Source organism: Pseudomonas sp. J380 (genome assembly GCF_009827115.1).
Classification (GTDB): Bacteria; Pseudomonadota; Gammaproteobacteria; order Pseudomonadales; family Pseudomonadaceae; genus Aquipseudomonas; species Aquipseudomonas paracarnis.
In genome coordinates, this window is sequence record NZ_CP043060.1 from 172,456 (window position 1) to 187,693 (window position 15,238).

The following is a 15,238-nucleotide window of genomic DNA, read 5'->3' on the forward strand; positions in this document are numbered from 1 at the left end:
AGCATCGACATGGGACTGACACGACGTGAAGCGCTATCGAGTATTGCCGCAGTCGGCGGTGAGAAGGCGGTCAAGGACGCATTGGCGGTGTTGGGCCTGGGCCCATCGTCACACCGCCGACCGCAACCGCTGAAACTCAAGGACGACCTGGGGCAGGGCGCTCGGGTTCTGGTGCTGGGCGCCGGAATTGCCGGGCTGGTCACTGCGCTGGAGTTGACGCGCGCCGGCTTCAGTGCGCAGGTGCTGGAGGCCCGCGAGCGCGTGGGTGGCCGCACCTGGACCCTGCGTAACGGCGACCGCGTGGACTATAAGGACGGTCGCTCGCAGACGGTGGGGTTTGACCCAGGCCAGTATTTCAACGCCGGGCCGGCGCGCATCCCCAGCCAGCACCGCACGATCCTCGATTATTGCAGTGAGCTTGGCGTGCCGTTGGAAGTGCTGGTCAACAGCAGCCATGGCGCCCAGGTGCGGCCGGACCTCAGCCAAGCGGCGTTCAGTGTCGGCCAGGCGCTCAACGATACCCGCGGGCATCTGTCGGGGTTGCTGGCCAAGGCGGTGCAACGCGACGCTCTCGATGATGTATTAAGTGGCGAAGAGCGCACACGCCTGCTCGGTTTTTTGCAGGTGTACGGTGACCTGTCCCAAGAGCTGGCTTTTGAAGGCACCCTGCGCTCCGGGCACCTTGAATCTGCCGCCCACCCTGGCGCCTTGCCCGACCGCCGCAGGCCGTTGACGTTAGAGCGGTTGCTGCACCCGGAACTCTGGGGGGCTTTACTGCACACCGAATTCCCGGAGTTTTCGGCCACCATGTTCCAGCCAGTGGGCGGCATGGACCGCATCACCGAGGCCTTCTACCGACGCGTGCAGGAGCAGGTGCAACTGGGCGCCCAGGTGCGGCAGATCCGCCAGCTGGAGGACGGCGTGGCGGTGACTTACCACGACCAGCACAGTGGCCGTGAACAGGTGGTGTGTGCCGACTTTCTTGTCTCCACCTTGCCGCTGCCCCTGCTGGCCAAGCTCGATACGGACTTCAGCGCGCCGGTCAAGGCGGCCCTGCTCATCACCCGCAGCGACCAGGCGACCAAGGTGGCCTGGCAATCCCCGCGCTTTTGGGAGACCGACTACCGTACCTACGGCGGCTTGTCGTGGATCGAGCACCCGGCGCGCCTGCTGTGGTACCCCAGCAACGACCTCAACACCCGCGAAGGCGTGCTGGTGGCCGGTTACGTGACCGGCGAGGGTGCCGACGTGTTTGGCGGCCAGCCCCTCGATCAGCAGTACGCCGCTTCCCGGCAAGCCGTGGAGCTGTTGCATCCAGGTTATTCCAGGCACTTGCGCAATCCTCTGGCGGTGTCCTGGGAGCAGATCCCCTACAGCGAAGGCCCGTGGTTGCAACGCGAACACTTCCCCGCCGAGGCCCACGCCCTGCTTGAACAGCCCCATGGCCGGGTGTACTTCGCCGGCGACGGCCTGGTGCAGAGCGGCGTGGGTATCTGGCAGGAATCGGCAGCCAACTCGGCGCGCCATGTGGTCGCGCAACTGGCCGAGCGCATCACCCAACAACACCAACTCGCGGCGTTGGCCGCATCCTGAGGAGCCTCACCATGAGCGACAGCATCCAACGCACCAGCGTCGGCGAATTCCCCATCTCGCAAACCGTCACCGTGCCGGCCTCGGCCAGCCTGGTGTTTGTCAGCGGCACGCTGCCGGACCCCGCCGACCCGAAGGTGCCTGGGGTATATGGCGACACCGAAGTGCAGAGCGTTTCAGTGTTCAACAAACTGCGCCAGATCCTGCGCCAACACGACCTGGACCTGGGCGACATCGTGCAGTTACGGGTGTTTCTGGTCGGCGCCGAAGAGACCGATGGCAAGCTGGATTTTGCCGGGTTGCAGCGCGGCTATACCCAGTTCTTTGGCACGCCCGAACAGCCAAACAAACCGGCGCGCACCGCGTTGCAAGTAGTGGCGTTGCCGTTGCCGGGGGCGTTGGTGGAGGTGGAGGCGATTGCGGCCAGGGCGGTGTGATCACACCCGTCACTGTGTGGATCGTTCCCACGCTCTGCGTGGGAATGCCGCCCCGGACGCTCCGCGTCCCATCGCCTCGCAAGCGCCACGCACTGCACAAGGTGACGCGGAGCGTCACAGAATGTATTCCCATGCAGATCGTGGGAACGATCATCATGGCAGAGGTTCCACCTACTCCTGCAACAGCAATGCCTGCTGCTTGAGCCTGCGTTTTTGCGCAAACGGCAAGCTCTCATCATCCCCATACGGCGCGCTATACCAGTTGCCGTAGCTCGGGTTGGGCAGCAGGAACCAACGCTGGCCTAGCCAATTCACATAGGGTTCGACGGCCTTGCGTTGTGCATCCAGGGTGTTGTGTTCGGCTTGCACAAAGTCTCCCAGCGAGTCACCTGCCATCAACAGCACGCGGGCATGGTTGGCGACCCACTGGCGACGACAGTTCTTGCCATAACCCGCGCTTTCGCAGTGGCCGGTGGGGGTGCTGGCCGCCAGGATCTGTGCGTCGCTCTCAATCGGAAAGCCGCGCAAACGCAGGTTTTTGGCGGTGGCCGCGACCTGGCTGTGCTCGCGGTTGGTGAGGTAGTAAACCTGGATGCCTTTTTGCCGGGCCGCCTGCAGGAACGCTACCGAGCCTGGCAGTGCCTGGGCCTTGGCCTGGTTGACCCAGGTGTTCCAGCGGTCATAGGAATAGACCTGATTATTGATGATATCGCGGGCGTTGAGGGGCACGTTGTCCAACAGCGTTTCGTCGATGTCCACCACCACGGCCGGGGGCAAGCCGGCCATGTTGCGTGGGGCAAAGGGCAGGGCGTCCCAGCTCGGGTCGGCCAGGGCGACATCCAGTTGGCGGGTGGCATTGGCGAAGAGCTGGCGGTAGATCAGCTCGTGTTCGATGGACGTCTGGGTCCAGAGCACTGCATCGAGTTGGTCGTTGGCCGGGGGTGTTTGCTGGCAGCCTGCCAGAGCGGTGGTCAACAGGCAGACACTGGCGAATAACAAGTTACGCATGAGCAAGTCTCGCAGAGGGTAGGCGCGTGGTCAGCACAGTAGCGCAATTACCCGCACAATCAAGGCGTGCACACCAGTGACTGGCGCTCATAGTTCAGCGCCTTGTTCTGCGGTGGTAACGCATAGGTGGCACGACAATGCTGCTCACCCCACTTGATGATCAGCGTGCCCTGATCCTCTTCCACCAGTGCCAAGGCATTGCCATTCGGATCGGCAATCGCCAACTGCTTGCCATTGGCGTCTTCCAGTGAGGCACCAAACGACAGCGGTTGATGCTGGGCATCAAACAACTCAAACAATACGCGACGCCCGCTAGTGCCACTGTAATGCGCCACCACGATGGCGCCACGGCGCGGCACCAGTTGCTGGGTGGCGTTGGTGATTTCCACGTCGCCTCCCAGATCGCGGGTGTCCAGGCTGATCCAGTTGACCCGGTAGGGTTGCGCAGTGGGCACCACGGCATAGCCGTTGTACCCGGTCTCCACCCCGCTGTAGCTGCTGATCTTGGCACCAGAGACGCCTGGTACTTCGGCCAGGGCGAAGGTCTCGCTGACCGTCTGCCCCAGGTTGACGCCACCCGCATGAGCCACCACCGAGCCTGCGAGGTTGAAGTTCTGTGAGTTGTAGCCGTGGCCCTGGCTGTAACCGAGGCTGACATCTGCCACGGCGGTGCGACTGTTGACGTTCACCGAGCCTGAGTCGCCGCTGGTGTCACTGTGGCCGGCCTGCACCGAATAGAAAGTGTCGCTGGTATCGGCCACGTAGCCATTGATGCCCGCTTGGGTGGTGGTATCGCCACGTTGGTGGCTGGTGGTGACAAACGCCCGTGGCGCGCGGGCCTGGCTGCCCAGCGGGAAAGACACCGACAGGTTCACCTGCGTGTCGCTGCTCGGCTCGCCCCAGGTGACGATCTGCTTGGTGCGCGTCACGCCAAGGTTGTAGCTCAGGTCGCCCCAGTTGCCGGTGTAGCCCGCGGAAAAGCTCTGGGAGCCGCCCCGATTCCAGTAGCGTTGGTCGCTGGCGTTCACATACAGGCTGCCGAATTCGCTGTTGCGTCCGATGCTCTGGTTGATGGTCAGGTCGGTGCGGGTTTTCGAGTGGCCGGTGCGTACGCGCAGGTCTTCGCTGCTGTCTTCCACATGGTCGGTGAGGGTGCGATAGCCCTCGGTGGAGTAGCGATAGGCGGCCAGGGTGAAGTTGGTATCGGTGCCGGCAAAGGTCTTGGCGTACAAGGCGCGTACGCTGCTGCCCTGGGAGGTTCGCCCCTGGGCCTTGCTGGACGAATGGGTGGTATCCAGGGAGAACGCACCGAACGAGGTGTTCCGCCCGGCACCGATCGACAGCGCGCTGTAGTCCTCACTGGCTTGCACACCGACAATCCCACTGAGGTTGCTGGTCAAGCCGTAGGCCAGCGTACCGCTGAGAAAGCGCGGGGAGGCCAGGCCATCGGCATTGCTTTTGAACGTGCCCGCCGAGACGCTGTATTTCACCTGGCCTTCGCGCACCATGATCGGCAGGCTGGAGAACGCCTGCATCGTCACCCGGCGCGTGCCGTCGGCTTCAATCACGGTGATTTGCAGGTCACCGTTGGAGCCGCTGGGGTAGATATCGTTGATCTCAAACGGGCCTGGCGCGACGTTGGCGGTGTAGAGGATGTAGTCGTTCTGGCGGATTTCCACCGTCGCGTTGGTCTGCGCCACCCCACGGATTACGGGTGCATAGCCGCGTTCGCTGTCGGCGCGCATGCCATCATCAGAGGCGAGCTTGACCCCGCGATAGCGCACGCTGTCGAACAGGTCAGTGTCGGAGAAAATCTCACCGGCGCTGAACTGGCCCTTGATCGCGGTGACGTCATGCTGCAAGTAAGTGCGGTTGCTGGTGAAGGTGTTCGAGCGATCGGTGCCGCCGCTCAGGTTCGACTCGTTGCGCAGGCGCCAGGCCCCCAGGTTGATGCCGTTGCGCAGGCCCAGGTTATTGGCAATGCGGGTTTTATAGTCGCCGGCGGTGCGGCTGCTGTTGAGCTGGTAGTTGATGAAAGCGGCGGGCACACCGTCGTCCCACAACTGTGGGTCGACATACCCGCGCAAGCCACGCTGCATCGCCACCTGCGGGATACTTGCGAGCAGGCGTAGACGGCTGCTGTCGTAGCGCACGCTGGCGTCTTCGATCATGTCGGCAAGGGCGTAGCAGTCCTGCGGCTGCTGCGGGTCAAGTTTGCCCTCGGCCTGCAAACGGTGCAGGTCGATACCCAGTTGCTTGAGCAGGTCGAGGGTCAGGCAGGCTTCTACACGACCGTTTTTCGGGTTGCGCTTGAAATCGATATCGCGTCGGCCCACCAGCATTTCGTTGCTGTACAGGTCGACGCGGTAATTGCCCGGCAGCACGCTGTTGGCCGAGAGCAATTGCTGCAAGTCCACCGGCGACTGCGAGCCTTGCAGGAAGGTGGTGTTGAAGGTTTGCGCAGCATCATCGGCCATGGTCAGACTGGGCAAGCTGGCAGCAATCGCCAGCGACAGCGTCTTCAACTTCAATACGCCACGTGCGGGCCTGTTGCTGGAAAGAAAAGACATGCGAAGACCTATGACATCCCTGATTGACGGACAGTCGGGCACGCAAACACGCACGCGAAGTGAGCTTGTGAGTTAGCGAAAGTGCTTAGGGGTTAAGTCGCGATTCAGTCGCATACGCCGGTAGCGCAGTGCCGCTAGACAGTGGCGCGCTGTAGTGATTCTGCGCGCCGTAATCATTGATGCTGGAAAACGACAACCGCACCGGCCCGCTGGCAACTGGAGCACTGAGCGCAAACTGTTTTTGTTCGCCGGGCGCAATCATGGTGGAGTCGCTGGCCACTACCGCCTGCACTTTGATGTCGGCCATGGACACGTGGTACAGCGTCGGGTTTTTCACCTGCAACAGGGTTTGGCTGCCGTGTTTGGCCAGCGTCCATTCAAGCTGTGCAGGGGCTTGCAGCGCGCTGCCGGTAAGACCGGCAGGGCGGTAAAAAATCTTGATGCGTTGGCGGATGGCCAACTGCAAGGTGTTCTCGGATTCGCTGGCTTGGGGGATTTCCTGCACATTGAGCCACACCACCGACTCGCGGTCCGTGGGCATGCCGGTGCCCTCATACAGAATGCGCAGCAGTTGTTGTTCCTTGGCGAATACCCGGGCCAGTGGCGGGGTGACGGCAAACGGTGCACGGCTGGCGCTGGCGTCGTTCATGTCGACCCAGGATTGAATCAATACATCCTGGTTACCGTTACGCACGGTGATGTTGGCTTCCTTGTGGTCACCGTCAAACACGATACGGGTGGCATTCAATGAAATGCTGGCGGCGGCCTGGGTAGCCATGAGCAAGCCCAGCAGCCCCAGACATGCGGCGATAGAACGAGGCGGCATGAGGGTTATCCGGTGTAATCAGAAGACAATGGCGAGGCCGCAAGGCCTCGCGCGTTCGGTGCCCGGTGCGCCGAATTATTCGTATTGCAGGATGAACGGCAGGGTGGCGTCACCGCGACCGGCGGTCGACGAACCCGCCGCTGCGGTAGTGACGTAGGCGGCCGCGAAGCTCAGGGTGGCGTCGCCGCCTTCAGTACCGGCACCGTGCATGGTGCTTTCAATGCGTGCGGTGCTTGGCGAGCTGAGGTCAATCAGACTGCCCTTGCTGTCCAGCAGGGCAATACCGACGTTTTGTGCAGTGGCCGAACCCGGGTTCAGGGCCAGTACTTTTTTGCCGGTGACCAGGCCGGAACCGCCGTTGTTGGCGTCAAAGATCATGGCGACCTTGGTGCCCTGGTTGCAGTTGACGTTCAGGTTGAAGTCTTTGGCGGTCACACGACCTGCGGTTGGGTTTTCCGCGGTGCCCATGTCCTTGATCGAAACGTTGCCCATGTCCACCGAAATGGTGCGGTCGGAGTTGGCGCCGTCCACCGAGCACGCGTCGTTGTTGATCACGCCGGTGAAGGTGATTTTGCCGCTGCCGCCCAGGGTTGGCGCTGCTGCTTCACCTTCGGCGAATGCACTGCCGGAGGCCGCGATAATAGCCGAGGCGATAACAGCCAGGGAAAACTTCTTCATGATGATGTCCGTAAGGTTTAGTTGGAAAAAAGTGCTGTTGTTGAACTGCGAGCAAAGAGTAGGCGACGAGGCGGTAGGAGCGAATAAGACGATTCTTATAAGCGCTGGGGCGGGCAGGTTATTTGCACGGTTGCAGCAGTGAAGAGCCAGAAAACAAAGGGCGAAGCCATTGTCCAGAAATGGCTTGCAAGTTATGCGTTAGTTGAAGATGTTACGTTCCAGGCAATAAGCAAGAAGGTCCTGGTCGCTGCTCACTTCAAGTTTGCGCATGGCCGATACTTTTTGTGCGCTGATGGTCTTTGAACTTCGGTTCTGGCGGCGCGCAATGTCACTCACGCTCATGCCGGAAATAAACAGGCGCAGGATCTCGAACTCTTTGGGTGACAAACTTGTAAAGCGCTCGTCAATTGCCGTGAGGGTCTCTATCACCGAGGTCTTTGGCGGCTCCAGGCTGCGATAGTCGCTGTCTTGGGCGATCGCCTTGAGTGCCAGTTGAATCTCGGTATGCAACTGGCTTTTCTGGATGATGCCGACCACGCCCAGCTCTTGCAGGCGGGTGAGAATCAGGTGATTGGAGATCATGGTCAGGATGAGGATCTGTACCTGCGGGAAGTGCCGTTTGAGGTACTCCACCAGCTTCAGGCCATCGCCATAAGGCGAGTCGCCCGGCATGTTGTAGTCGGTAATCACGATGTCAGCGCCTTGATGCTGCAACAGCTCGATCAGGCCGGCCGAACACACGGCCTCGCCGACGACTTGAAAGCGCATGTCACGCTCTACCAGTTCGCGAACGCCAAGCAACACGATCGGGTGATCGTCCGCGATTACCACGTTGAATTTTTTCATAAAGGGCCGTCCGTAGTGCCAGTTCAAGTGAGTGAAGAGTGCCCGAGCTGGAGAGTCTCCAGAACGGCCGACAGACGCTGCATCACAGTCTTCACCTTGAGCTCAAGCGTTGTGTCGAGGCTGCCGCGGTTAAGTGCGCTTTCCAGTTCGATGCAGGCCTGGGCCAGGCTGAGCGCCTGCACTGCGCCCAGAGCGCCGGCGATCGAGTGCAGCAATTGGCCGAGGCCATGAGCATCACGCTGGACCAGGGCCGCGCCGATGCGCTGCATATCCTGCTGCACGCTGCTGATGAACAGCGGGCGCATCTTGTCCGACAGTTGCACGCGATCGTCGAATACTTGGGCGTCAGGCTCAACCGGCGACTTGACTTTGCACAGTTTGATCAACTGATCGCGCAGGGTTTGCAGGCTCAAGGGCTTGACGATCCAGGCGTTCATGCCCACTGCCAGGCAACGTACGCCTTCCTCGCGCATTGCATTGGCGGTCACGCCGATAATCGGCAAGTGTGGATCATGCTCACGCAAGGTTCTGGCCAGTTCATAGCCATTCATCAACGGCATGTTCACGTCGGTCAGCACCAGGTCGAAGGCCTTCGGTTGCCATAACTGCAACGCCTGTTCACCGTTGGCGGCCAGGCTCACCGAGCAACCGAGCGCCTCCAGCTGTTCCTTGATAATCGCCTGGTTGACCGGGTTGTCCTCGGCCACCAGGATGCGCAGCTCTAGCCGCCCGGCGCTTTGTGGCCGGGTCGCTGTGGGTTGCTCGTGCCTGCCGTGCTGCGCCAGTGATACGGTGGGGGCGATGGTGCGTATGTCGTGCATATCCACCACCCAGCCTTGGGCTGTGTGCAGCGGCGGGCTGTGTGCACCGGGCAGGCAGAGCACACGTTGGCCGGGCCATGGCTTAGGGGGATCGCCGGGTAACAGTTCTACCAGTACCGCGTGGTGACTGTCTTTGTCCTGGGTGGTCGCGGCCAGGGCGGCGGTGATTCCCAAGCGGTTGAGCCAGTCACTCATTGCCTGCGCCAGTTCGCGTACCGGTGCCTGCACATACACCGGCGTCGAGCTGGGCTCGATCAGCGGCAGGTTGGTCAGTGCACCACAACACAGTGGCAAGCGCATTTTCAGGGTAAAGCTGCTGCCCAGCCCGGGCTCGCTGACCACGCGGATTTCGCCGTCCATCATCTGCGCCAGCCACCGGCAAATCGGCAGGCCAAGCCCGGTGCCGCCTTCGCTGGCGGTGTCCGGTGCCTGGTAGAACAGATCGAAGAGCTTGGCCTGCTGCGCCTCGGCAATGCCAACGCCGGAATCGGTGACTTGCCATTCCAGGTCGACATTATTGGCGTCGCTGCCCACCACCCTGGCACGAATCACCACGCACCCAAAGTCGGTGAACTTGATGGCGTTGCTCACCAGGTTATTGAGGACCTGGCGGATGCGCATCGGATCGCCCATCAGGCAGTTCGGCAACTGCGGGTCGATGCAACTGTAAAGCTGCAACCCCTTGCGCCGGGCGAAGGCGGCGTAGGTGTGCAAGGTATCTTCGAGCATGTCCAGCGGGCAGAAATCCACGGCTTCTATCGCCATTTGCCCAGACTCGATCTTCGAGACATCCAACACATCACTGATCAGTTGGAACAGTGTGGCGGACGAACGCTGGATGGTGTGCAGGTACGTTTTCTGGTGCGGGTCGAGGTCGGTCAGGCCGAGCAATTCGAGGGTGCCGAGCACGCCATAAAGCGGCGTGCGGATCTCATGGCTCATGGTTGCCAGGAACAGCGTCTTGGCCTCGCTGGCCGCATCGGCGGCATGACGTGCCTCTTCCAGGGCCTGGGCGTCTTCGATGTGCCGGGTGATATCGTTGAATGCATACAGGCGTACGTCTTGAGCCTGATAGCGGGTCGACACAAAGCCGATCTGCAGGTGCCGGCCTTCGATCTCCAAGTGCGTCTCACCGCTCTCGGCGCCATCTTGCTTACCGGCCATTGCCTCCACCAGGCGTGAGGTGCCCGGCCACTGCTGGGCGCGCTGGTTCTCGATCAATACCCTGCCATCGCTGCGTCGCACAACGCATAACCCAGTGGGTGCGGTGTCGATGATCACGCGGCTGAACGCCACGCTTTCGGCGATGCGTTCGTGGGCCAGTTGTGCTGGGGTGATCACCTGGCGTCGATACCATCGGCTGCCAGCCCAACCCAGTGTAATCAGGCTGAACAGCACCAACGCCATGGTGCTCAACGGCCACAATGCGGAGTGAAAGAAGTGCGAGTAGTTCAGGCCATAGACCGCGCTCCAGGGCTGGTCGCCGGCCTCGGTGACCTTGAATTCAAAGCCGTCGGCCGTGAAATGCACACCATCGCTGAGCTGCGCCTGGTTGGCTGGCCCAATCAACCGGTTACCGTCAGGGCCAATCAGGGTAAAGCGATCAAACGCCGAGTGATTCAGCGCGCGCTGTACATCGTCGACCTGCGACACGTCGAGCAGGGTGCCGATCACGGCCTGGCCCTGGGCGTCGAGTGGCAGGCCGATGTAGGCCAGCAAATGTTCGGGTTCGGGGCCGGCCTGCCAATACACCCGATTCTGCTCCAGTGGCTGCGGCGCCTGTGCAAGGATTTGCTGCACGGCGTTGACCCGGGCCACCGGGTTGTCGGTATCCTCGGGGCTTTCCCGGTGCTGATAGCCCACGGACGGAATGGTGATGGCGTAGTCGGCCTGGCGATTGAGCAGGAAGGTTTGCGGCGCCTCGTACGGCGAGGAGGACCAGAAGGCGCTGTAGTAGCTGGTCAAGTGCGCACCCAGGGCAAAAATCGGCGGCCTCGCGGCGGTGCTGATCTGCTGTTCATCGAACTTGACGCTGAAGGGCACCGAAAACGAATACTTCTGGCCCTCGTACAGCGTGCGACGGTTGTCGACCATGCGGCTTTTGAGGCTGACCTGCACGTTGGTGGCGTGCAGCAGTTCGGCCTGGATGCCGGGGTGTGTCAGGCTCTTGAGGTAGGTTTGCTGTTCTGCGAGGTTTTCCATCAGCCGCGCAAAGTGAAAGCGCATCGCGCTGTAGCGAATTTCGACGCCCCGGTGCAGAGACCAGTAATTGGTCAGCATCAGCAGCAACGCGATTCCCATCAACACCATCAAGCCTTTGTTCAGGCGCAATGAGCTGCGGGTAAAGGCTTCGAGAATCGCGTTATTGTGCTTCATCAGGGGTTTCCGCAGGCGCAGGATAAATCGGCACTGGATGGAGCTTACTCCTTATGATCGTGGCCGCCAGCTAGTGAGATGTCGCGGGGCCATCATTGTTCAGTAGCTGCTGAAATTGGTCCGAAGACACTGCGTGAGAGATCAGGAACCCCTGCACCTGATTGCAGTCGATTTTGCGCAGCAGCGCCAATTGCTGCGGGGTCTCCACGCCCTCGGCAACCACCGTCAGACCCAACTTGCGGCCCAGCGCGATAATGCTCGCCAATGCCTGGGCGATGCCTTCGTTGTCGTGGCTGCCCTGCACCAGCGCCTGGTCGATCTTCAGTTCGGTAAATGGCGTGGACACCAGATTGAGGTAGGAGCTGTAGCCCTTGCCGAAATCATCCTGGGACAAACCGAACCCCTTGATCCGCAATCGGCAGGCGCCGGCGTAGAAATTGCTGATGTCCTGCGGCACCGAACATTCCATCAACTCGAAGCAGATCATTCCCGGGATACCATCGTGGTGCAGCACGAACTCCAGCAAACGGTCGGCCAGGTCATGGCTGTTGAGCAAGTGGGTCGGCAGGTTGATCGACACTGGAATTTCATAGCCGCGCTGGCGCCAGTGTTCCTGGGCGTGGATCGCTTGCTTGAGCACCAGCCACAACAGCCGCTCCTCGAGTTCGAACGCCTTGATTGCCGGCAGGAACGCGGCAGGCAGCATCACGCCTTGTTCGGGGTGCATCCAGCGCACCAGGGCTTCGGCAGCGACGATACGGCCGTTGGCCAGGGATTTTTTCGGCTGGAACCAGGCCTGGAACTGGCCGCTGCTCATGGCCTGCACCAGCGTGTGACGGTCGATGTCCATGTGCTCGGGCAGTTCGGGGGTAGGCGTGCGCACCCTGTTCCTGAGTTGGTTGACCAGGGTGCGCAAGGCCTCGGCGTTCACGGGCTTGGAAATCAGGCCAAGCACTTCCACATCGAGGTTTTTCGCCACCAGGCTGGCCGCCATCAGCATGCGCCTCGACGCCGCACTCATGATTGCCAGCGCCGGCTTGCAGCGCAGGCTGGCCAGGCACTGGATAAACTGCACGCCGTCCATGCCGGGCATCAGCAGGTCGGTCAGTACCAGGTCGAAGTCCCGCTGGCGCAGGCGCTCCAGCGCTTCTTTGCCATCCTCGGCGGTTTCGAGCAGGAAGTCTCCCAACTCGCTGAGCAAGTTCTGCAGGTAGATATGCTGCAGGGGATGGTCCTCGACAATCAGAATACTAAGGGGCTTCATGGGTGATCCGTGCATAAGGCGCCAGGGAGTTGAATAGAGCCCGCAACGCAAAGGGTTTGACCAGGCAATGGTTCATGCCGGCGGCCAGGCACAGGTCGGCCTCGCCGCGCATGGCGTTGGCGGTGGCCCCGATAATCGGCAACGTGCAGCCCTGGCGCCGCAGTTCACGCGCCAGTTCATAGCCGTTGATATGGGGCATGTTCACATCCGTCAACACCACGTCGAAGTTGCCGGCGGTGTGGAGCTGCAACGCTTGCTGACCGTCGGCCGCCAGCTCCACGGTGCAGCCGAGTTCTTCCAGTTGATCACGCAAAATCAGCTGGTTGATGATGTTGTCCTCGGCCACCAGCAGGTGCAGGTTGAGTTTGTTCAGATCCCGCCGGTGCGTTTGCTCATCGGCACGGGCCACCCATAGCCCTTGCGCCTGGCTCACGGCCTGATGAATAGCCCCCAGGTGGTTGAGGTTGACGTGCCAGGCGCCGGCGTCGGCTTCTACGCCGGGGCAGGCGTTGCTGCTCACGTGAATCACCGGCCCGGGCCACTCGGGCACCAGCAACGGGTCGACACTGCCGGGGTGCACTTGCAACAGCAGATGTGTGTCCGCCAGCGTCGGCAAGCCGGCTTGGGCCCTCGCGCCCCAACGGCGCAACCAGCCGGCGATGGCGTTTGCCAGTTCCGGGATCGGCGAGGCTACGTAAATGGTCTCGGCCAGCAACGGTGTCATCGGTGGAACAGATGCTTCTTCCAACGGCAGGATCAGGCTGAAACTGCTGCCCAGGCCGAGTTCGCTGACCATGCGGATATTGCCGTTCATCAACTCCGTCAGACGCTGGCAGATAGGCAGGCCCAGGCCGGTGCCGGCGACCACATTGGTATTGCCCTCACTCTGGTAAAACGGCTCGAAGATCATCGCCTGGTCTTCCTGGGCGATACCTTTGCCGGTGTCCGAGACTTGCCACAACAGACTGGAGCGTTCTCCGTCGCGGCCCAGCACTTTGACCCGCAGCACCACGCGCCCATAGTCGGTAAATTTCACCGCGTTGTTGAGCAGGTTATTGAGAATCTGGCGGATGCGCGTTACGTCGCCGATCAGACGTTCCGGCAGCTTGGGATCAAAGCAGGCATACAACTGCAGGCCCTTGGCGTGGGCCGCTGCGGCGTAGCCCTGGATGATTTCATGCACAAGGTCCAGCGCAGAGAACTCGCCCATCTCCAGTGCCAACTGCCCGGCCTCGATCTTCGATACGTCCAGCACATCGCAGATCAGTTGCAGCAAGGTCGACGATGAGCCTTCGATCGCCTGCAAGTAGTCCTTTTGTTGTGCATCCAGTTGCGTGCGCGCCAGTAGTTCCAGGGTGCCGAGCACGCCATACAGCGGTGTACGGATTTCATGGCTCATGGTCGCCAGGAACAGGGTTTTTGCCGCGTTGGCTGCGTCCGCCGATTGCCGCGCCTCTTCCAGCGCCGCCTCGACCTGCTTGCGCGCACTGATGTCACTGAAGGCGCAAAACAGCACGTCTTCGCCTTTGTAGCGGGTGGGTGCACTGCTCAGGTACAGGTGACGGCCATCGATGGTTTCAAAGTAGTCACTGCGCTCGGAAGGTCCGTTGGCAAAGGCTTGCTCGATCCAGCCGGCGCGCAGCGCCTCGCGCTCCGGCCCGTTACCCAGCCATTGCTGGGCCAGGGCGTTTTCCAGTACCACCTGGCCGTCGGTGCGGCGCAGCACGCAGAGGGCCACAGGAGCGGTCTGGATCACATCGCGGCCGAAGGCTTCGCTTTCGATCAGCGCCTGGATGCGATGGATCGACGGAATGATAAAACGCTGGTCGACGCGGCGCATCACCAGCCCGATCAGCGTCAGGCTGAACAGGCAGAGCAACAACGAACCGAGCAGCTGTTTCCACAGGCCAGTGACCACTGCACGCAGGTCGATGGAGTACATCAACTGCCACTCAGAGGACTTCAGGTGTTTGCGAATCACCAGGTGGTCGGGTAGCCAGCCGTTGCCGACAAAACCGAAAAAACTGTCTTCGCCGGGCCTCAGCTGTTGCTGGCTCAACTGTGTATCGGTGCTGTTGGTGAACACCAGCATGCCCTGGGAATTGAGCATCATGAACTCGCCGGCGCTCTGGTCGCTGAGTGTCGAGGAGACTTCACGGCTATCCATCTCCAGGCCGAGCCAGCCGGAGTCGGGGTCGCGTTCGTCCAGGCGGATGAAGATGTACAGGTGCGAGTGCTGTTCAGTCCTGTCGCTCAGCCAAAGTTCGTTAAGTGTGGCCGGGTCGGTGTGCTGCAGGGCCTTGAGGCGGTTGAGCATGCATTTGGAAATCGGCAATACCTGCGCGGTGGCGTCGTAAAGGCGCATCACTTGCGGGTTGGGGCCGGCGTTGACATAGAGTAGGTTCAGCTGTTTGGCCTTCAGGTAGTCGCGCATGCGTGCGGTCAGCCAGATGCTCCACTGGTTGCCCGATGTGTCGCCCAATTCCAGGTGCTGTTCTTCGGCCGAGGATGGATAGACCCTGGACTGCTTGCGCACTGCCGACAGGCTCAGGCTTTCGAGCAGGGCTTGGCGGTTGGTGAAAAAGGTATGGGCTTCGGCAATGGCGCTGCTCATGTAGCCGCGGCGCTGGGAGATGTCGTTGTTGAAGGTCGACAGCAAAAAGGTATAGACCCCGCTGAGGATGCCTACCAGCAGCACGCTCGCAAAAATACGAAGCAGCCTTCTGGCTGCTTCGGGTCGGGAGAGGACGGGGTTGATCTGGAGCAGATAACTTTTCAATCGCATCGGCGGACTTTACGTCTGGGCCTTTGCCGGTGGCATA

Annotated in this window: 10 protein-coding genes; 2 read left to right on the top strand and 8 right to left on the bottom strand. The window is 61.2% G+C overall.

The window, feature by feature from the left end; all coding sequences use genetic code 11:
• Positions 1-9 precede the first annotated feature (9 nt).
• On the top strand, positions 10-1,593 hold the full coding sequence (locus tag FXO12_RS01080; protein ID WP_057975007.1) for an FAD-dependent oxidoreductase: 1,584 nt from the start codon (positions 10-12) through the stop codon (positions 1,591-1,593).
• An 11-nt stretch (positions 1,594-1,604) separates the two neighbouring features.
• On the top strand, positions 1,605-2,027 hold the full coding sequence (locus FXO12_RS01085; RefSeq protein ID WP_032896335.1) for a RidA family protein: 423 nt from the start codon (positions 1,605-1,607) through the stop codon (positions 2,025-2,027).
• 171 nt (positions 2,028-2,198) lie between these two features.
• On the opposite strand, the gene FXO12_RS01090 is transcribed toward FXO12_RS01085, so the two are convergent.
• The 8 genes from FXO12_RS01090 to FXO12_RS01125 form a co-directional block, all read right to left on the bottom strand.
• Complete coding sequence (locus FXO12_RS01090; protein ID WP_060773025.1) at positions 2,199-3,035, bottom strand: 5'-nucleotidase, lipoprotein e(P4) family; 837 nt, start codon at positions 3,033-3,035, stop codon at positions 2,199-2,201.
• Between the two features lie 59 nt (positions 3,036-3,094).
• A complete protein-coding gene (locus FXO12_RS01095; RefSeq protein ID WP_057975006.1) occupies positions 3,095-5,605 on the bottom strand; it encodes a fimbria/pilus outer membrane usher protein in 2,511 nt (836 codons plus the stop codon).
• Positions 5,606-5,690: 85 nt separating this feature from the next.
• A complete protein-coding gene (locus FXO12_RS01100) occupies positions 5,691-6,431 on the bottom strand; it encodes a molecular chaperone (protein WP_014719105.1) in 741 nt (246 codons plus the stop codon).
• A 75-nt stretch (positions 6,432-6,506) separates the two neighbouring features.
• Positions 6,507-7,109, bottom strand: a complete 603-nt coding sequence (locus tag FXO12_RS01105) for a fimbrial protein (protein WP_014719104.1) — start codon at positions 7,107-7,109, stop codon at positions 6,507-6,509.
• Positions 7,110-7,307: 198 nt separating this feature from the next.
• Positions 7,308-7,955: a response regulator gene (locus FXO12_RS01110; RefSeq protein WP_054898360.1), complete on the bottom strand. Its 648-nt coding sequence runs from the start codon at positions 7,953-7,955 to the stop codon at positions 7,308-7,310.
• A gap of 23 nt (positions 7,956-7,978) precedes the next feature.
• Positions 7,979-11,152 carry a hybrid sensor histidine kinase/response regulator gene (locus tag FXO12_RS01115; RefSeq protein WP_160049504.1) on the bottom strand — a complete coding sequence of 1,058 codons (3,174 nt, stop codon included), beginning with the start codon at positions 11,150-11,152 and terminating at the stop codon, positions 7,979-7,981.
• Between the two features lie 70 nt (positions 11,153-11,222).
• Entirely contained in the window at positions 11,223-12,416 is a 1,194-nt protein-coding gene (locus FXO12_RS01120) for an EAL domain-containing protein (protein ID WP_003192443.1), read from the bottom strand.
• A complete protein-coding gene (locus FXO12_RS01125) occupies positions 12,403-15,201 on the bottom strand; it encodes an ATP-binding protein (RefSeq protein WP_057975004.1) in 2,799 nt (932 codons plus the stop codon). The genes FXO12_RS01120 and FXO12_RS01125 overlap by 14 nt, the downstream gene beginning before the upstream one ends.
• Between the last annotated feature and the right edge of the window lie 37 nt (positions 15,202-15,238).

What these genes read in the sequence shown, in the direction of transcription:
- FXO12_RS01125 (WP_057975004.1), bottom strand. Translation starts at nt 15,201, where the DNA reads ATGCGATTGAAAAGTTATCTGCTCCAGATCAACCCCGTCCTCTCCCGA.
- FXO12_RS01090 (WP_060773025.1), bottom strand. Translation starts at nt 3,035, where the DNA reads ATGCGTAACTTGTTATTCGCCAGTGTCTGCCTGTTGACCACCGCTCTG.
- FXO12_RS01100 (WP_014719105.1), bottom strand. Translation starts at nt 6,431, where the DNA reads ATGCCGCCTCGTTCTATCGCCGCATGTCTGGGGCTGCTGGGCTTGCTC.
- FXO12_RS01120 (WP_003192443.1), bottom strand. Translation starts at nt 12,416, where the DNA reads ATGAAGCCCCTTAGTATTCTGATTGTCGAGGACCATCCCCTGCAGCAT.
- FXO12_RS01115 (WP_160049504.1), bottom strand. Translation starts at nt 11,152, where the DNA reads ATGAAGCACAATAACGCGATTCTCGAAGCCTTTACCCGCAGCTCATTG.
- FXO12_RS01110 (WP_054898360.1), bottom strand. Translation starts at nt 7,955, where the DNA reads ATGAAAAAATTCAACGTGGTAATCGCGGACGATCACCCGATCGTGTTG.
- FXO12_RS01085 (WP_032896335.1), top strand. Translation starts at nt 1,605, where the DNA reads ATGAGCGACAGCATCCAACGCACCAGCGTCGGCGAATTCCCCATCTCG.
- FXO12_RS01080 (WP_057975007.1), top strand. Translation starts at nt 10, where the DNA reads ATGGGACTGACACGACGTGAAGCGCTATCGAGTATTGCCGCAGTCGGC.
- FXO12_RS01095 (WP_057975006.1), bottom strand. Translation starts at nt 5,605, where the DNA reads ATGTCTTTTCTTTCCAGCAACAGGCCCGCACGTGGCGTATTGAAGTTG.
- FXO12_RS01105 (WP_014719104.1), bottom strand. Translation starts at nt 7,109, where the DNA reads ATGAAGAAGTTTTCCCTGGCTGTTATCGCCTCGGCTATTATCGCGGCC.